Origin of the sequence: Nereida ignava (assembly GCF_001049735.1) — a bacterium.
GTDB classification, from domain to species: Bacteria; Pseudomonadota; Alphaproteobacteria; order Rhodobacterales; family Rhodobacteraceae; genus Nereida; species Nereida ignava.
Map to the genome: position 1 here is coordinate 58,354 of NZ_CVPC01000013.1, position 17,952 is coordinate 76,305.

13 protein-coding genes and 1 pseudogene are annotated in these 17,952 nt (G+C 52.3%); 8 read left to right on the forward strand and 6 right to left on the reverse strand.

The genetic code is table 11. The features are described from left to right. Positions 1-16 precede the first annotated feature (16 nt). Positions 17-778, reverse strand: a complete 762-nt coding sequence (locus NIG5292_RS10935; RefSeq protein WP_048599663.1) for a motility protein A — start codon at positions 776-778, stop codon at positions 17-19. A 193-nt stretch (positions 779-971) separates the two neighbouring features. On the opposite strand from NIG5292_RS10935, the gene NIG5292_RS10940 reads away from it, so the two are divergent. After that, positions 972-1,487, forward strand: a complete 516-nt coding sequence (locus NIG5292_RS10940; protein ID WP_053084899.1) for an Lcl C-terminal domain-containing protein — start codon at positions 972-974, stop codon at positions 1,485-1,487. Positions 1,488-1,760: 273 nt separating this feature from the next. Here NIG5292_RS10940 and NIG5292_RS15150 read toward each other — a convergent pair. From NIG5292_RS15150 to NIG5292_RS10950, 3 genes and pseudogenes are all read right to left on the reverse strand, one after another. After that, a pseudogene (locus NIG5292_RS15150) lies at positions 1,761-2,299 on the reverse strand (DDE-type integrase/transposase/recombinase); the annotation flags it as partial. 827 nt (positions 2,300-3,126) lie between these two features. Continuing rightward, positions 3,127-4,644, reverse strand: a complete 1,518-nt coding sequence (locus NIG5292_RS10945; RefSeq protein WP_048599580.1) for a malonate--CoA ligase — start codon at positions 4,642-4,644, stop codon at positions 3,127-3,129. A gap of 11 nt (positions 4,645-4,655) precedes the next feature. Next, a complete protein-coding gene (locus NIG5292_RS10950; RefSeq protein ID WP_048599581.1) occupies positions 4,656-5,894 on the reverse strand; it encodes a malonyl-CoA decarboxylase in 1,239 nt (412 codons plus the stop codon). Positions 5,895-6,541: 647 nt separating this feature from the next. On the opposite strand from NIG5292_RS10950, the gene NIG5292_RS10955 reads away from it, so the two are divergent. The 5 genes from NIG5292_RS10955 to NIG5292_RS10975 all read left to right on the forward strand — a co-directional run bounded on the left by NIG5292_RS10955 (position 6,542) and on the right by NIG5292_RS10975 (position 12,391). Then, entirely contained in the window at positions 6,542-7,372 is an 831-nt protein-coding gene (locus NIG5292_RS10955) for a tripartite tricarboxylate transporter substrate-binding protein (RefSeq protein WP_199555593.1), read from the forward strand. A 69-nt stretch (positions 7,373-7,441) separates the two neighbouring features. Beyond that, positions 7,442-7,987, forward strand: coding sequence for a tripartite tricarboxylate transporter TctB family protein (locus tag NIG5292_RS10960; protein ID WP_048599583.1), 546 nt, complete (start codon positions 7,442-7,444; stop codon positions 7,985-7,987). Between the two features lie 7 nt (positions 7,988-7,994). Then, entirely contained in the window at positions 7,995-9,485 is a 1,491-nt protein-coding gene (locus NIG5292_RS10965; RefSeq protein WP_048599584.1) for a tripartite tricarboxylate transporter permease, read from the forward strand. 30 nt (positions 9,486-9,515) lie between these two features. After that, a complete protein-coding gene (gene sauS / locus NIG5292_RS10970) occupies positions 9,516-10,901 on the forward strand; it encodes an acylating sulfoacetaldehyde dehydrogenase (protein ID WP_048599585.1) in 1,386 nt (461 codons plus the stop codon). Then, positions 10,898-12,391 (forward strand): class I adenylate-forming enzyme family protein, encoded by a 1,494-nt coding sequence (locus tag NIG5292_RS10975; protein ID WP_048599586.1) that lies wholly within the window; start codon positions 10,898-10,900, stop codon positions 12,389-12,391. Before sauS ends, NIG5292_RS10975 begins: the two co-directional genes overlap by 4 nt. A gap of 18 nt (positions 12,392-12,409) precedes the next feature. Here the strand turns inward: NIG5292_RS10975 and NIG5292_RS10980 are convergent, their stop codons facing one another. Next, the gene (locus NIG5292_RS10980; RefSeq protein WP_048599587.1) at positions 12,410-13,177 is read right to left on the reverse strand and encodes a sulfite exporter TauE/SafE family protein; all 768 of its coding nucleotides are present in this window, start codon (positions 13,175-13,177) and stop codon (positions 12,410-12,412) included. Then, a complete protein-coding gene (locus tag NIG5292_RS10985) occupies positions 13,174-15,975 on the reverse strand; it encodes an FAD-binding and (Fe-S)-binding domain-containing protein (protein WP_048599588.1) in 2,802 nt (933 codons plus the stop codon). Before NIG5292_RS10985 ends, NIG5292_RS10980 begins: the two co-directional genes overlap by 4 nt. 68 nt (positions 15,976-16,043) lie before the next feature. Here NIG5292_RS10985 and NIG5292_RS10990 point away from each other — a divergent pair, with 68 nt between their 5' ends. After that, positions 16,044-17,204, forward strand: a complete 1,161-nt coding sequence (locus NIG5292_RS10990; RefSeq protein ID WP_048599589.1) for a pyridoxal-phosphate-dependent aminotransferase family protein — start codon at positions 16,044-16,046, stop codon at positions 17,202-17,204. Then, complete coding sequence (locus NIG5292_RS10995; RefSeq protein ID WP_048599590.1) at positions 17,201-17,950, forward strand: sulfite exporter TauE/SafE family protein; 750 nt, start codon at positions 17,201-17,203, stop codon at positions 17,948-17,950. Before NIG5292_RS10990 ends, NIG5292_RS10995 begins: the two co-directional genes overlap by 4 nt. Positions 17,951-17,952: the final 2 nt, after the last annotated feature.

Genomic DNA, 17,952 nt, shown 5'->3' on the forward strand with positions numbered 1-17,952 from the left:
GCGCAAAATGCGTTGGTTACGCAGCTTCAAGCTTTGCTTGCAGCTTCGGCGGCAAGTTTGCGGCCATCTGGTCTTGGATATTACGGGGGCTTTCACTGCGGGCGATCCCGCGCAAACCCTCGATCACCATTTGGCGATAGGTAACTTCATAGGCTGTGTAGCCTTCCAGTTTGGTTTGCATCGGCATAAATAATACGTTCGCAATGAACGCCCCATAAAGAGTTGTCAGCAAAGCCACCGCCATCGCAGGACCAATCGCCTTAGGATCAGCCATATTACCAAGCATGAGAACCAAACCAACAAGCGTACCGATCATCCCCATCGCGGGAGCCAAATCAATCCACGCTTTAACACACCCCTGATTTTCTTCGTGACGCACTTTCATGGCCTTTAGTTCTGCATTCAGCTGCTTGACGAGCTTGCCTTCGTCGGCGCCGTCCACAAGCATCTGCAAACCCTTTTCAAAAAACTTGTCAGGTACCTCTTGTCCTTCCAGCGCCATCATCCCGTCTTTTCGAGCAACAGTCGCAAGCTCGATCATGCGCTCGATCATGGCATCCATTTTCTTGACAGGCGGCAAAAAGGTCTTGGCCATCGCCCCAAAGCTGCCCAAGAAAACCGGAAGCGGCGCCGTGTACATCGCCGCAAAGAATGTGCCACCAAATACGATAAGGATGGATGGCACGTCGATAAACGCACCAAGCCCGCCACCTGCGAGCATAGCGCCCACAATCATGCCGATTGCGCCAATTAGTCCGATGAGGGATGCGAGATCCATGATACCTGCCTCTTTCGTCAATTTCATGACAAACAATCAATTTTCATGCCAACTCTGCGTAAAATTTCCTTTTTCTTAACTTTATGGACCGACCGTCGGCGCTGCTCGATCAAACGAGGAGCGAACGCATAGCGCCCAAGAAGTTGGCGTGTTTTTTGCATACAAAAACTCACACTGCCGCATGGAGACAAATATGCTGAAACCAGCAATCTTGCTCATTAGCCTACTGGCAAGCCAGCCTGCATTCGCCCAATTTTATGAGCGGGGCAACACTGTCGATGATCTGACACAAGGCGTGACATGGCTCCGGTGTAGCGTGGGACAACGCTGGCAGACAGATACAGCGCAATGCATTGGGGACGCGAAACGGCTCAATTTTGAAGAGATCGAACAAGTTATTGTGCAGGCAAATGAGCAACTAGGTGGAAAGTGGCGTCTTCCGACCAAAGCAGAACTGCAACAGCTTCTATGCGAAGAGTGCATCTCGAAAGCAGTGAGGGATAACGCTCAAAATGAAGAGGAAAAACTCGTTCCCGCAATGATAGACCAGAGCGTTTTTCCCAACACAGCAGCTGAACCCTATTGGAGTTCAACAAAGAATTGGATCGCTCCCCGCAACCGTTGGAGTGTCAACTTTATGACGGGTGACAGCTATGGACGGTTCTTTCCTCAACAACGGCTCGCTGTCCGCCTATTGCGAGACCGATAATAGCGCATACTCTGTTATTGATTATTTTCCGCACCAGTTATAGCTGTGTCCAGGTATTATGTGCCCCGAACGATAGCTGGTGACAACGACACTACACCGTTTTCTCACAGCTGATGGCGTACCGCCATAAGGAGGTCCACTTCGAGCTTGAGTTCGTTGTCGGTATTCAGCCCATCTGAACAAGGTTTTGTGAGGTGCAGGCGGACAATATCTTGGTAGACTATAAAATTTCGCGTCTAATTAGTGAGTTCGCTGTGCCTCGATCAAGGCCTAGGCCTCTCTCAAGCTGAAGCACGTTTCACCATTGAGCAGTTCGCAAGTGACCTGACCTAAAAGCTTTCGCAATATCCTTTACCCCACGGCGGTCCCGGCTCGATTTAGGCGCTCTTTGCCCCACTTGCTTAGATCCAGTCCCTGTCGGCCGCAGCGATAGACTCCGGGCCGTGATCCGATATTATATGTGATGGAATGCCACGCAGGATGAACCGGTCCGTGAGGGTATCAATTACCTCAATCGAGTTAAGCGTTCGTTTCACCCGGATCGCGAGGCATTCTCGGCTATACTAGTCCAGGATGTGCAGTGTCTTGAAAAGACTGCCATCATAGGCTTGGTGACGTAAAAGGTCGTACGAACAGACCTGATCGTGATATTCCAGACGCCGTCGGACTCACGATCCATGTTTCATCCAGAGCCGTCCTTTCTTTGGTTGGCTAACTGGCACTTTAAGTCCCTCGCGCCACCACAGACGTTCGACACGTTTGTTACTTACTTAACATCCCGCGCCTCTTAGCAACGCACCGACTAGGCGATAGTGTCCAGCGTAAGGTCCGATACTACTCAGCGAAGGCGTACGTTCTCTTTCTGTAGCCGCTTCAGTTCCTTCAGTTGCTCTATGCCGATTCCACCGTACTTTTTGCTAGAGCCCTTCAGTGTTCATTGCAGCAGAGCATTGTGTGAACAATTAGATATGACCGTGCAATCAGTACAAACTTCGTTCTGTGAGATTAATCATGAATAAGCTGTGCACACAGCTGCTTGGAAGATCGCTATGTTCAACACAGCTTTTTCGGAGTTTTTACAGTAATTTGACAAGCACACTATCTTACACACCGCTACAATTCATTAATAATATCATTATTAATCAGGTTCTTAATTATACATAAATTGTTTGCAAATCCGTGTACACCGGTTCGATTCCGGTACTCGCCTCCATATTACATCGCAAGACATAGCTGCCATTACGGTGCTGCACCTTTAGATATCATATTCAATTGAGAACCATATTTCGTACATTGAAACGCTGGAAAACCGGATCAGGCTGTAAACTTCAGCGTTATTACTTAATCGCGATTGATGTGCAGAGACTACTGAACGCCAACCTTAAGGTCACGAGGAACGATAAAATGCCTGTCAGCGCTCGGTATTGCGCACCTTAAATTCGATAGGATTAGCCTAAATTTGGTTCAGCCAAGGCTATAGTAACCTTGGAACACGGAGAGTGGCCCCAGTGACCCCCCTGCCCTCCGCTAGCGAAACAGCTGCAAGGTGATGGGCAACGCCTCAGCCTCACCCATCATTCTGTCTGCTGACAACCGACCTATGAGATGCTCAAACGCCACCTCACGTTACACCGTGACATCATGCAGGAACGAACAAGTCTTTGTACTCCTCGCGTAGCGCCTTCTTCTGCACTTTGCCCATCGTGTTGCGTGGAAGCTCAGGAACAACAATCAGTTTTTGCGGGTGCTTGAAGCGGGCAAGCGAGTTTGAGATACTCTGTTTGATCGCATCAAGATCAAGTTCTGCCCCAGGTTTGGCAACAAGAATACCGAGGACCGTTTCGCCAAAATCTGGATGTGGGACCCCTACGACTGCACTTTCAAGAACGCCGTCTTCGGCATCGAGCAGCAATTCAATTTCCTTTGGGTAGATATTATAGCCACCCGAAATAATCAGATCCTTGTTGCGCCCAACGATGTGCAGATAGCCGTCTTCGTCGATCTGGCCCAAATCCCCTGTAATGAAAAACCCGTTCTCACGTAGCTCCTCTGCTGTTTTTTCGGGCATCTGCCAGTATCCCTTAAAGACGTTGGGTCCACGCACTTCGATTTCGCCGATCTCGCCTTGAGGCAAGGCCGCTCCAGTAGTGCTATCGGTAATTTTGACCTCAACACCTGGAAGCGGGAAGCCAACCGTACCGGCGCGACGCTTGCCCCTGTAAGGGTTAGACGTATTCATGTTGGTCTCGGTCATGCCGTAACGCTCAAGAATACGGTGGCCTGTGCGCTGTTCGAATTGTACGTGGGTTTCCGCCAACAAAGGCGCGCTTCCGGAAATGAACAGACGCATGTGCTGCGCAAGATCTTTTGTAAAACGCGGATCCTCCAATAAACGCGTGTAGAAGGTCGGGACCCCCATCATCGTGGTTGCCTTGGGCATATGGGCAATGATCACATCCAGATCAAACTTGGGCATAAAAATAACTTTACTACCCGCCAGTAACGCGATGTTTGTTGCCACAAACAGCCCATGGGTATGAAAAATCGGAAGCGCGTGAAGCAGCACATCACCGGATGTGAACGCCCACTCTTTTGTCAAAGTTGTGCAGTTTGAAAGCAAGTTGGCTTGGGTCAGCATGGCACCTTTTGAGCGACCTGTGGTCCCAGACGTATAAAGGAACGCAGCCAAGTCATTTTCCGAGCGTTCAACAGTTGAAAATACAGAAGCCATGAGGGCGGCTTTGGTGGCAAAACTACCGCTGCCGTCGCTATTCATAGTCTCAAGAATGGCACTATTTGCCGCGGCGATGGGGGCCAAAGCCTCAGACCGCCGGCCATCGCACAGCAGTATGCGCGCGCCGCTATTTTCAACAAAGTACGAGACTTCATCAGGCGTGTAAGCCGTGTTCAAAGGTAGGAACACGATCCCAGCCTGAACACATGCCGCGTAGACGGCTAAAGCTTGGGGGGATTTGCCGATCTGAACGGCAACACGGTCGCCAGGCTTTACGTCCAATTCCACCAGCACATGTGCATATTGCGCTGCCAGATCAAGGAACTCACTATGGGTGATGATTGTCCCGTCAGGCGTCTCCAAGAAAGGTGTTGCCTTACCTTGGTGCCGTCCGAAAAGAGTATCAAATAGAGGGTTTGCCATGATCAGTCTCCTTAACTTTTGGGCGCGACCGATCCGCTCAGCGCTTTGACAGCAGCGGAAGCGACGACAGTCTGTTCGCCCACGAATTTCTCGTGATTTTGTGAAATTTGGGAAAGATCGTAGAGGTAATTCACCATTGCCCCATTAGATTGCTTGCGCCCGTTTGGTGACGTGTCTGCCTCTGCGTGAACGGCGTAAACCAGCGCGCCATTGCCCAAGTGGAACCGCGCAACAGGGTCGAACGGCATCCTATCGGACCTTTTCGCCTCAAGCAAATAATACGCCGCAACAGCTTGGTTGTCGGCAGCTTCTAAGATGTTCAAATCAGTACTACCAAGCCATTTATTCAGCCCCGGAATTGGGGAAAGCGTCACGAATGTCGACAAGTTAGGTAGGTCCTTTGACAGATCAGAGACGACTTGTTTGATCAGCGAATTGCCAAACGAAATACCGGCTAAACCTGCTTGGCAGTTCGAAATTGAGTAAAAGACCGCTGTGTCGGCATCTTCGGCTTCAATCTCTGACCGTTCATTTGTGAGCAAGTCCTGAACAGAATTGGGCACACCCTTCGTCAAAGCCACCTCCACGAAGATGAGTGGCTCGTCTGCCATCGACGGGTGAAAAAAGCCAAAACAACGCCGATCAGTCGGTTTTAATCTGCGTCGCAGGTCATCCCAGCTATCAATTTCGTGCACTGCCTCATAAGCAATGATTTTTTCAAGGATTTCCGCGGGGCTTGACCAATCGATGGGGCGCAGAACCAGAAAACCACGATTAAACCACGACGCAAATAAATGCCTGAAATCTACGTCTACCGGTTCCAGATTAGGGCGGTTCTTCATCATGCCCAACAGGTCCTTGCGCATCTGAACCAATTGTCCAGTCGCACCAGGAACCTGATTAAGGCGTCGTGCTAACTCCTGACGGCGCGGCTCACATGCGGCTGCAAAGGCACGGTACGTGCCTTTGGCAGGTTTCTCTTGGTACTTCTCTAGCGAACTGATGACGTCATACGGATTGACCTCAAGATCATGAGCCATGAATTCGAAAAAAGCTGTTTTCTCCTCATGGGTCATACCCGCGTAGCGATCCAATAGGTTGCGTGCTAGAGTAACACCTGACACTTCCCCGTGACTGCTGAGCAGGTCTTCGCACAACTCCGATGTCGTTCTGTCAACAACCTCATTCGAGAGCGCCTTTTGATAGCGCCGCTCAAATACAGTTGAAATCAACTCGCTAAAGTAGCTCACACCGCCGCTCCCATCATGACTTAAAGCATCAAAATTTAGATAATTATGGAAAGTGCGGCTAATGTCGACAGGCCTGGCAATTCAAAATTGAATATAGGAACGCCAAATCGTCCCCAGCGGCTTCAATATCTTTGCCTAGTTCTATCAACAAGCCTTTCACAGAATCGGGAAATTTCATGGGTGAAGTGATCTCAGCAACGACGAATATCCGATCGATCATGGACTTCCAAAAAGAGTAAAAATAGCGTCAGCGATGTTACTTTTGTCACCTCCCCCTCAACGAAAATTAAAGTTTTTCTTTTTTTTCAAATACTTAAATAACTTGAGCCTCAACAAAAGGAAACAATTTGCATTAGTGTTTTCATTGTTTACAGTTTGAGGTTCACAATCGCACTCATGTGGTTGGTAAATGGACGGTGGTTTTGTTTGGGAGGATAGGACTGCTGTCTTTTGGGAGGAAAAATATGAGAAATCTACTCGGAGCAACAGCGTGTGTCGCGGTTATTTCTACCGCCAGCGTTGTTTCAGCATTTGAATGCAAACGATCAGAAGCAAACTTTGACAAGCCCAGCGGCTTCCCAGAACGCGCTTTGACTATGGTTGTACCATATGGCCCAGCCGGCGGCTCAGGCCAAGTTGCAGCTGCAATGGCTGAAGCCGTGACAGAGTTGACTGGCATTCCGATTAATCGCGACCACAAGCCTGGTGGGTCTGGGACGGTCGGCATGACAGCCTATATGGCAGCCCCTGCCGATGGCTACAACGTTCTGGAGCACATCGACGACGCCTCATCGGCACACGCTCTGAATTCTGCCCTACCTAACCCCGCAAAGGATTTGATCCCCCTGGCAATAAGCCAGGTGACCTTCAGCCAAATTTACATCCGCAGCAATGAGACACGCTTTACCGACTGGCCGTCCTTCGTAGCATGGGTAAAAGCGCAGGATGGCAAGGCTACTATCGCCAACGTGTCCAAGGAAGGCTCAATGGAACGGGTGACGATGAAGTTCATCACCGACGCAACAGACATGTCGATCCAGCAGATCTCTTTCGACAAGGGCGCTCCGCGCTACGGCGCTTTACTCGGCGGCCAAGTCGATGCGCTGTTTGAACAGCCGGGAGACGTGGGGAACTTCCTCGAAGCGGGACAGTTCAAGCCTATCCTGACAATCTTCGGAGAGCGCCCCGATGCCTTTGCAGAAGTGCCGACCCATCTCGAATCTGGCATGGATTTTGATGCGCTGCTGCGCTTCCGCGGTTTCTATGTGCACGCTGACGCCCCTGCTGACCGTGTTGAGTGGCTAAAGTGGGCTTTCCAGCGAGGCTATTGCGAGGACAGCTATCAAGCGTTCAATGAATCCAAGTTCATGACCGTGATCGACAGCTACCGCGAAACCGAAGGCGCGAAAGACTTGATTACGCGATCCATTGCGCAGTACCGGGACGTCTACAAGGCCATGGGCATGGAAGTGCAATAAGCACTAACACCACGCTTTGCGCGGCGCCCACGGCGCCGCGCACATTCAAAACCTTATAAGGGGTACTACGTGGGACATTTAACGCGCGCACATCTGCTTGAGGCATTAGTTTTCTTACTGATTGTAGTCGCCTTTTATGGATTTTCATTCGAATTCAACCAGCCGATAGAAATCTATCGCTATGGCGCAACAGCATGGCCTCGCGTAGTCATTGGCTGTCTACTGTTTGCGACACTTGGCAATATCTGGTTTCAATATTTCAACGGGTCGTTGTCGCAGGGCACGATCGGATCGAGCAACGATGAGGCTGATCTAAGCGATCCAAAAACAATCCGGAGGATGACGGTAGTCTTGCTAACGCCCATTGTATTTGCCTGGCTCCTCAAACCGGTTGGAATCTATTTCTCCGCGCCGTTCTTCATCGCCGCCATTATCTGGCTATTTGGCGAGCGCCGCTGGAAAGCAATCGTGATCATGACGGTCTTTATTTATCTATTGTTCATAGGGCTGTTCCTCGTAATACTGAACGCACCGTTGCCCCAGGGCAACATATCACCGTTCTATGACTTCAGCGCGTGGATACTTACTATGAACGCAAAGCTGCAAGGAATCTGAACGCGCAATGATAGAGAATTTTCTGGCTGGATCTGCAGCCCTTTTTGGCGACCCATTCACTATTGGCATATTTGTTTTCGGCGTCATCGGTGGCATGCTGTTCGGGGCCATTCCCGGCGTAAGCATGCTGACCCTTGCCGCCATCTTGCTCCCCTTCACAGCAGCGCTTGAGCCCGCGCAAGGCGTGATGCTTTTCGCGGTGATCTACTGCACGGGGACCTATGGTGGCGCGATCACGGCAATTCTTTTCAACATACCCGGATCAGCAGAGAATGCGCCGACGGCCTTCGACGGCTATCCAATGACCCAGAACGGACAATCCGGCAAAGCCGTAGGTGCCGCGGTGCTATGCTCGGCAATCGGCGGCATAGCTTCATCCTTGATCATGATGGCGGCGACAGAGCCGCTGGCCAATTGGGCCATTCGCAACATTGGACCACCGGAAATCTTCGCTTTGGTATTCTTTGGCCTGGCCGTCGCCTCCTCAATAGGCGCGCGCACTATCTGGAAGGGCTGGATGTCTGTTCTGATCGGACTCTTAATCGCGACGGTTGGACAAGACCCCGTCGGCGGCATTAACCGCTATAACTTTGGCATGGTGGATCTAGCAGCCGGGATCGCATTCGTGCCCGCAATCTTAGGCTTTTTCGCGGTATCTGAAATATTTGTACAGGCCGAGAAAAAGGCGAGCGGCAAATATAAAGCACCTAAAGTATCCATGACATTCCCTTCATGGTTGGAGCTATGGATGCACAAAGTTGCAGTTCTCAGGTCCATCATCGTCGGCTTTTTATGCGGCATCTTGCCGGGCATAGGAGCTACGTTGGCTGCCTTCATGAGCTATGGTGAGGCCGTACGCTGGTCCAAAACTCCTGAAGAATTTGGCAAGGGCAAGCTGGAAGGCGTAATTTCCGCAGAGACAGCCAACAATGCTGCTACGGGCGCTGCCATGATTCCTTTGCTGGCGCTGGGTCTACCAGGTGGTGCGCTGACCGCGATGATGGTTGCTGTGTTCCAAATGCATGATCTGCAACCTGGACCACTGGTCTTTATGCTGTCACCCGATCTGATCTGGATCGTCTTTGCGGCGATGTTCTATGCCAACCTATCGATCTTGGTAATTGGCCTTGTTGAAACAAAAACGATTTTGAACCTACTAAAGATCCCATTTCAGTTTCTTGCGCCGCTGATCTTGATGTTGGCAACAACCGGTGCCTATATCGGCCGCGGTTTAGTTCTAGACGTCATTGTAATGTTTCTCGCTGGTATCTTTGGCTATCTGCTGCGCCGCTCTGGGTTCTCAATCCCCGGTATCGTACTTGGCCTAATCCTTGGTAAAATCGGCGAGCAGAACTTCGCGCAAGGCATGCAGATGGTACATTACGATCTAGGTACCTATTTCTCGCGTCCAATCTGCGCATTTTTGATAGCCGCAGGGGTTTTGACGCTAGCCACTAGCCTCTACCGGGCCTTTAAATCAACCAAAGCCAGTGCGTAGGGCGCTGGCGAAGCCAAGGAATTTGTTGGGATGAATGATACCAGCATTGAAGCGATCGTGGCGCTGGCGAAAGCTGCCCAAGCCCAATATGAGGCAGAAGGCTCACAGGCGCGCTATAACCGCGCCGCTCAAGCAGTAGCTTGGGCCATTATGGAACCAGCCCGCAATCGCGATTTGGCGGAACTCGCTGTGCAAACAACCGGCCTTGGTAATGTGCCCGATAAGATCACCAAGAACCATCGCAAGACCTTTGGCTTGATGCATGATCTCAAGGATGCCGTAACCTTTGGTGTGATGTCGGATGATCCGACATCGGGCATCACGGAAATCGCGCGCGCTAAGGGTGTTGTAGCGGCTATTGTGCCCTCTACTAACCCCGCTGCCACACCTGCCAATAATATCATAAATGCGCTCAAATGCGGCAATTCAATTATTGTGGCACCCTCCCCTAAAGGCGTAGCCTGCGCCGAGAGACTGCTAGACTATATTTACACCGAATTTGCCAAGATCGGCGAAGATCCGAACCTGGTACAGATGATCCCCCCTCCCGGCTCAAAGGAAAAGACCCAAGCGCTCATGGATGCATGCGACATGATCGTTTGTACCGGTAGCCAGAACAACGTGCACCGCGCTCAAACCGCAGGAACGCCCGCAGTCGCCGTAGGCGCAGGCAACGTAACCGTGATCGTGGACGAAACCGCCGATCTGGCCGAAGCAGCTAAAAAAATTCGTGCCTCCAAGTGCTTTGATAATGCCACCTCTTGCAGCTCTGAGAACTCAGCTGTCGTGGTCGATGCAGTTTATGACGCCTTTGTCGCCGCGATGGCGCAGGAGGGCGGCGCGCTGGTAGACGATGAGAATGGGATCGTCGCAAAGCTCTGGCCTAATGGGCATTTGAACCGTTCGGTGATTGCACAAGATGCGGACAAAATGATTGCAGCACTAGATCTCGATGTACCGGAAGGAACCGACTATATTGCGGTCCCAACGCGCGGTATTGGCCCGGACCATCCTCTGTCTGGCGAAAAACTGAGCCGAGTTTTGGCACTATATCGCGCTTCCGGTTTTGACGAAGCAGTCACCATGACACGCCGCATCCAGGTGTATCAAGGCGCAGGCCATTCCGTTGGTCTCCATTCCAATGATGACAACCGCGCAAGAGCCCTCGCTACAGCCATCCCCACTAGCCGGGTGATCGTCAATCAAGCCCATACATTTGCTACCGGTGGAGCCTTCACCAACGGCATGCCGTTTTCCCTGTCCATGGGCTGCGGCACATGGGGCGGAAATTCAGTGGGCGAAAACGTCAACTACCGCCACTTTATGCAGTCCACTAAGATCATCCGTGAAATTCCAACGCGTGAACCAAGCTTAGACGCGATTTTCGCCGAGTATTGGGACGCAGCAGGCCGATGAAGTTTGATCCAGCAACACCGCCCCGTGGGACAATTCGCGACTGGCTCAATGAGCGCGAAAATGACTATCGTCCTGCTTTTGTCTTCCCAGAAACCGGTGAAATACTGACCTGGGCTGCACTCAGATCCCACTCAAAACAGGTGGCCGGAGATCTCACAGCGCAGGGTATCGCGAAGGGCGAAAGTGTCATCGTGATGCATCCCAATGGACTAGAAGGTATTAGAGCTCTTTTCGCCGTCCTTTACGGCGGGTTCCGAGTGACGATGCTGAACCTTGCAGCAGGGCCAGATGCACTTGCCTATGCAATGAAACATTCCAAGGCGCGTCTTGCATTCGTACATGACGACCAAATAACAACCTTTGACAAAGTGCGCCCAGACACCCTGGAACTTTACAGGCCAAGCGATGAGACCGTACCACTGCATGACATAACTACTGATGACGACGCACTTTTGATGTACACCTCCGGCACCACTGGACGACCTAAAGGTGTTGTGCATTCGCAATCTAGCTTGCTTGCCGGGGGCTGGACCGTCAGCGTCTCCCACGAGTTAACACCGCAAGATCGCGGTATGGGAGTTCTGCCGTTTTATCATATCAACGGGCTTTGTGTATCGGTAATGGGCGCCTTGGTGTCCGGAGGATCGCTCGCCATCGTCTCTCGGTTCTCAGCCAGCAAGTTCTGGGATCAGGCCGCCGAAGGGGGTATTACGTGGTTCTCCGTTGTACCCACAATCATCAGTCACTTGCTCCATGGAAAGGCCGAACCCCACCCTAGCCATAAACCTCAGCTGCGTTTCGCACGCTCGGCCTCTTCGGCGCTTGCGGTCGAAACTCAGCGTGCCTTTCAGGATCGGTTTGGGCTTGCAATCGTGGAGTCTCTTGGAATGACGGAAACGGCGGCGCAGTGCCTCGTCAATCCTCTTAATCCCGAACTCCATAAAATTGGATCAGCCGGCCAAGGAATAAGTAATGAGGCGCGGATTGCGGACGATAACGGTACGGAATGCCGCCGCGGTGTCGAGGGTGAAATCCAGGTCCGAGGTCCGAATGTGATGCAACGATATTTAGATGACCCAGAGACCACAGCCGCAGCATTCCACGGTGACTGGCTTCGGACCGGCGATTTAGGGCGTATGGACAAAGACGGCTACGTCTTTGTCACTGGGCGGCTCAAAGAGCTAATTATAAAAGGTGGAGAAAACATCGCTCCGCGCGAGATTGACGAGGCGTTATACGAGCACCCAGACGTTGTCGAAGCAGCCGCCTTTGCCCGACCATGCGACAGCTACGGCGAACGCGTAGAAGCCGCGGTGCGACTGAGCGAAGCCTCAACTGCTAATGACGCGGAACTGCTCTTACTGTGCATCGAACGCGTCGGAAAATTCAAAGCGCCCGACGTAGTCCATATTCTGCCCGAACTGCCCAAGGGACCATCTGGGAAAATTCAACGGCTCTATCTGAACGAAATGATCTACGGCGGAAATTAATTCTAGGCGAACTGGCGTTCAACTCAAGCCGCTTAAAATCAGCCGGCACCCCATTAAGAAGAACGCGATCAACACCGCCTTACGGAAGAATTGCTGGCTCACATGGGCCTGCAACTGTTCGCCAATGCGAAATCCAACTAGCACTACGCACAATGCTAAGGCTGATTTCACAAACATCGGAAGGGTCAAGACTCCTGCCACCAACTGACCAGCGCCTAATGGTAACGCACCTGCCAGAAACAGAAAACCCGTCGCGCCGATAAAAGTCTCTTTCGAGACACCTCGTGCGACCAGATACATCGCAACCGTGGGCGACCAAATCGAACTAATCCCACCAAGTGTCCCAGACAGAATTCCAAATCCCAAATGCCAGCCACGCCCCGGCCCCAGCTCGAAGCTGATCGGGAACAAAAGATTCAAAGAAAACACAACCATTGCAATACCAATCGCCACGGTCAAAAGCGCTGTAGGGTAATCGGCAATGAACATGGACGTTATGAAAATGCAGACCATGATCGCTAGCGCAAAAAGCCAGTATTCTTGGATAATTTCCCGCTTTTCTGAGGCATGGGCAAACTGCAGCGCATTAGTGGCAAGGATCGACAACCACAGCAATGGAATTGCTTCGGTCGGTGGCATGATCAGCGTCAGGAACGCCATGGAGGCTGCAGGCAAACCGATCCCAAGAAAGCCTTTGACGATCGCGGCAAAGAGGAAAATCAGGACAAGAACTGCCGTTTGAAAAGGATCAAAATCCTGAGTGAGTGTTACAAGCAATTCGGTCACAAGCAGGTCATCCGGTCAAGCAGTTTGGCAAGGCTCATCGCCTCGCGCCCAGCGACATCGGCGATCTGACAGCGGCAAGAAAACCCGTCCGCGACGACAACGGTATCAGGCAGTGCGGCACGGACAGCAGGCGCAAGGGACAGCTCCGCCATTTGGCGCGAGACCTCTTCGGTTTCAGCCTGATAGCCAAAGGGGCCGGCCATCCCGCAACATGAACTTTCGATCATCTGCGCCTTTGCCCCCTCAATCCCAGAGATGACGTCTACGGTTGTCTGTGCGACACCCATCGCCTTTTGATGGCAGTGGCCATGTACCATCACCTTCGTCTCAGATCGGGCAGTAAGGTGATCTGAATGTTGTGCAATAAATTCGGCAAAGGTCAAAATCTGCGCGCCATCGTCTGCGGTCCAATCAGAGATTAGGTTTACCGCTTCGTCGCGAAACATCAATGTGCATGAAGGCTCTAGCCCGACAATTACCTTTCCAGCATCTAAAGCGTCTCGCATCGCTATTGTCGTCCGTTCCAATTCAGCCTTCGCCTTGTCGGGCAGTCCGGCGGACAGGTAGGTGCGCCCACAGCATAGCGGACGGCCCTTGATAGATAACACGCCGACACTGAACCCAGCACGCTCAATCACGCGCTGCGCGGCAGCTAGGGTTTCAGGGTCGAAGTATCGGTTGAAGGTATCGGCAAAGAGCAAAACCTCGCCATCCGGTTTTCCTGCAAAAGCCCTTTTGAACGCGGGCAGCTTACGGGATGTACTGAAGCCAACAAAGTGGGCCAGGCCACGACTCGCATTGGCCAGTGGAGCAAGTTTAGTCGCCGCGGAAGCCATGCGAGGCAGAGATGCAATGATCCTATCACGCAATTTCAGACCCACCGAAGCTACCCGCGCGGCCTGAACCTCCGCCTTCATCTTGGCCATATCAATAGACATCGGGCATTCGCTTTTGCAGGCTTTGCAACCTACGCAAAGTTCCATCGCTTCAGCCATCTGATCCGAAGTAAAAGCATCCTTTCCGAGCTGCCCTGTCAAAGCCAAACGCAGCACATTGGCGCGCCCACGGGTGAGGTCCTTTTCATCACCGGTCACCCTAAAAGAGGGGCACATGACCCCAGTCGTACTTTTCCGGCAGGCACCGTTATTATTGCACATCTCCGCGGCGCCGGTCAGACCGCCGGGCCAATCCGACCAGTCGAACACCGTGGAGCGGTTTTGCGGATCATAGTTTTCGGGCCAGCGGGTCAGGCTACGCTCATCCATCTTGGGCGCACGAACAATTTTGCCAGGGTTCATCACACCGCCAGGGTCGAAGCGATCCTTGACCTCTGCGAACGTGCGCACCATCCGAACTCCATACATGCGTTCGTGAAATTCGGACCGGACAATGCCATCCCCATGTTCACCAGAATGCGAGCCTTTGAATGCCGCTACGAGATCAAAGGCTTCTTCGGCAATAGCGCGCATCTTGCGCAGCCCCATATCCTGTCGCAAGTTCAGCACCGGGCGCACGTGCAGCAGTCCTACAGAGGCGTGGGCATACCACGTTCCATCCGTACCATGTTTGCGAAAAACCTCCGTTAGCTTTGTGGTGAAGTCTGCCAGATGCTCTAAAGGGACCGCACAATCCTCAACAAAGGAAACCGGTTTACCTTCGCTCCGCATCGACATCATAATGTTAAGCCCTTGGGTCCGCACGCCCCAGATTTCGGCCTGAAAGCTTGGATCCTCAGCCTCTACAACTCCGCCCTCACGTTTACCCGGATCACCCCAGCGAAAACCGAGCTCTGCCATCAGATCGCCCAGGGCACTCAGGCGGCGGCGATTTTCGGCGTTTGTTTCGGCAAATTCGACTAAAAGTAGCGCTGCCGGCTCGCCTTTGACAAACCGATCAACTATCGGCTTGAACTGAGGTATGCCACGGCCCAGACGGATCATATTGTGATCCACAAGCTCCACAGCAACTGGGTTCAGTTTAACAATATGCTGTGCGGCGTCCATTGCCGCATGAAATGTGGGGAAGTGGCACACGCCCAGCGTTTTGGTTGTTAACGTCGGCGAAAGTTTTAAATCTAAGGATTTCGTAATCGCCAGCGTTCCTTCAGACCCTATCAAAAGCTGGCCCATATTCGGGGCATCTCCCAAAAGGGCGTCGATATTATACCCGCCAACGCGGCGCAGAACCTTCGGGAAACGCGCCCGAATTTCTACTTCCTCGCGCAGGGCCAAGGCACGCATATCAGTGTCCAATGCCGCGTCAGGGCGAAGCGCCGCGAAACGGTGCATCTCGCCATTTGCCAAGATGGCCTCTAAAGCCTCAACGTTGTCTTGCATCTTGCCATAGCGGATCGAACGCGATCCGCATGAATTGTTGGCCGCCATCCCGCCAAGTGTCGCGCGCGAGGCCGTTGAGACATCCACCGGATACCACCACCCATCTGTCTTAAGCCTGCGATTCAAATCATCTAAAACTAGACCCGGCTGAACGGTGATGCAGCCCTTTTTGGCATCGTAGTGCTCAACTTTGTTAAGGTGCTTGGTGAAATCGATAACTAGGGCATCGCCTACCGTCTGGCCTGACTGCGAAGTGCCGCCGCCACGGGGCAAAAGCGAAATCCCCTCAGAATTAGCGAAATCCAGCGCGGCTTCGACGTCGGTCCATGTTTTGGGAATTAGTACGGCACGCGGCCGGATCTGGTAAATCGAGGCATCCGTGGCGTAACGCCCCTGGTCAAAGCTGGAGGAAAGGACTTCGCCTTCGACAAGGCTTTTCAACTTTTCTGCGTCTATCGCCATGCAACTTGACCTTTAATTACTTAACTTTAACATTGGAATCTAGATGCGCAAACTTTTTTGGTGGTACCATGAAATCAGGACGACATTTTCTACAAATCCCAGGACCTACGAACACGCCAGATCGTATTCAGCGGGCCATGCATCGCGCAGTTATTGACCATCGTGGCCCTAAATTTGCAGAACTAGGGCGAAGCATTTTGGAAGACCTGAAGGCGGTATTCAAAACGCAAAACCAAGTGGTGATATATCCCGCCTCAGGCACAGGGGCTTGGGAGGCGGCGTTAGTAAACGTATTGTCCCCCGGCGACAAAGTTTTGATGTATGAAACCGGCCAATTCGCAACGCTGTGGAAGAATATGGCGCAGAAATTAGGGTTCGACCCGGTCTTCATGCAAGGCAACTGGCGAACAGGTGCCAATGCCGAAGCCATAGAAGCTCAACTTACCGCGGACACAGATCACAAGATCAAAGCGGTCTGCGTTGTGCACAATGACACCGCCACCGGGATTACATCTGACATTGCCGCCGTGCGTGCGGCTATCGACACGGCCGGACATCCAGCACTACTTATCGCGGATACGATTTCATCGCTTGGCTCAATAGATTTTCAGACTGACGCTTGGGGCGTTGATGTAGTGGTGGCTGGATCGCAAAAAGGGCTAATGTTGCCACCTGGGCTATCTTTCAACACAATTTCACCTAAGGCATGGGCGGCTTGTGAGGCAGGTGGCGACCGGCGCTCCTATTGGGATTGGCGCGACATGGCGGCACCGAATGAACAGGGGTTTTTTCCCTATACGCCTGCGACCACGCTGCTTTATGGTCTGCGCGAGGCGCTGGATATGCTTGCCGAAGAGGGGCTGCAGGCGGTGTTTGACCGCCATGCGCGCCACGCTGGCGCTACGCGTAAAGCGGTTGACGCTTGGGGTCTGAATATTTTAGCGAGCAACCCCGCAGAGCGCTCAAACAGCCTCACAGCCGTTTTAATGCCCGATGAAAAAGGCGCTAATGCCTTGCGGGCCGAGATTTTGGACAGTTACGATATGTCGCTGGGAACTGGACTGAACAAAGTCGAAGATCGCGTATTTCGCATCGGACATCTGGGCGATTTCAACGACTTAATGTTAATGGGCACGCTCTGCGGTGTCGAGATGGGTCTGATGCGCGCCAAGGTAGACTTCCAAAGAGGCGGTGCGCAGGCGGCAATGGAGTACTTGGCCGGAGCATGAGCTTTGACCTGAGCCTTCTACATATTGCCGTTATTTCTGGCGCTTACTTATTCGCAGGAACAGCCAAAGGGATCACGGGTATAGGGTTCACCACAACCTGTCTGCCCATACTCGCACTGATGTTCGGACTTAAAGAAGCTTTGCCTTTGGTAGTTATCCCGTCAGTGTTGTCAAATCTCATGGTGATGCGCCAAGCGGGTCATTTTGGGGTGACCGTGGCACGGTTCTGGCCGCTGCTGTTGACCCTGATTCCAGGGCTAGCGTTTGGGCTTTGGATGCTTTCAAAAATCGACGCTAATCTGGCCAGCGGGATCTTAGGCGTTATGGTATTCCTATGGATCGGGTTTTCGCTGGCAAAGCCAAGTCTTACCCTATCCGCCCATCTTGAACGGCCGCTCGTGCCGATCATTGGGTTAGTGACTGGAACGATCAACGGCGTCACAGGCTCCCAAGTCATGCCCGTTGTACCGTTTTTGATGATGCTCAAGATGCCGCGCGACCTATTCATTCAAGCCGTAAATTGCTCGTTCACCCTGTCGAGTTTCGTCATGGCTTTCGGCCTTGGCAAGCTAGGCTTGTTCTCCATGCAAGACGTTTTGATATCCGTGGTCGGATCCTGCGTAATGTTCGTGGGCGTCGCACTAGGCGGCGCAGTTCGTCATCGCCTATCGGAACAACTATTCCGAACGGCAACCCTCATAATGCTTTCTGTAATGGCGCTGAGCCTGATCCTGCCCATACTGTGAGG

Bases quoted from the DNA above. Each gene is read 5' to 3' on its own strand.
- NIG5292_RS10935 (WP_048599663.1), bottom strand. From the start codon at position 778: ATGGATCTCGCATCCCTCATCGGACTAATTGGCGCAATCGGCATGATT.
- NIG5292_RS10940 (WP_053084899.1), top strand. From the start codon at position 972: ATGCTGAAACCAGCAATCTTGCTCATTAGCCTACTGGCAAGCCAGCCT.
- NIG5292_RS10945 (WP_048599580.1), bottom strand. From the start codon at position 4,644: ATGGCAAACCCTCTATTTGATACTCTTTTCGGACGGCACCAAGGTAAG.
- NIG5292_RS10955 (WP_199555593.1), top strand. From the start codon at position 6,542: ATGGCTGAAGCCGTGACAGAGTTGACTGGCATTCCGATTAATCGCGAC.
- NIG5292_RS10965 (WP_048599584.1), top strand. From the start codon at position 7,995: ATGATAGAGAATTTTCTGGCTGGATCTGCAGCCCTTTTTGGCGACCCA.
- sauS (WP_048599585.1), top strand. From the start codon at position 9,516: ATGAATGATACCAGCATTGAAGCGATCGTGGCGCTGGCGAAAGCTGCC.
- NIG5292_RS10975 (WP_048599586.1), top strand. From the start codon at position 10,898: ATGAAGTTTGATCCAGCAACACCGCCCCGTGGGACAATTCGCGACTGG.
- NIG5292_RS10985 (WP_048599588.1), bottom strand. From the start codon at position 15,975: ATGGCGATAGACGCAGAAAAGTTGAAAAGCCTTGTCGAAGGCGAAGTC.
- NIG5292_RS10990 (WP_048599589.1), top strand. From the start codon at position 16,044: ATGAAATCAGGACGACATTTTCTACAAATCCCAGGACCTACGAACACG.
- NIG5292_RS10995 (WP_048599590.1), top strand. From the start codon at position 17,201: ATGAGCTTTGACCTGAGCCTTCTACATATTGCCGTTATTTCTGGCGCT.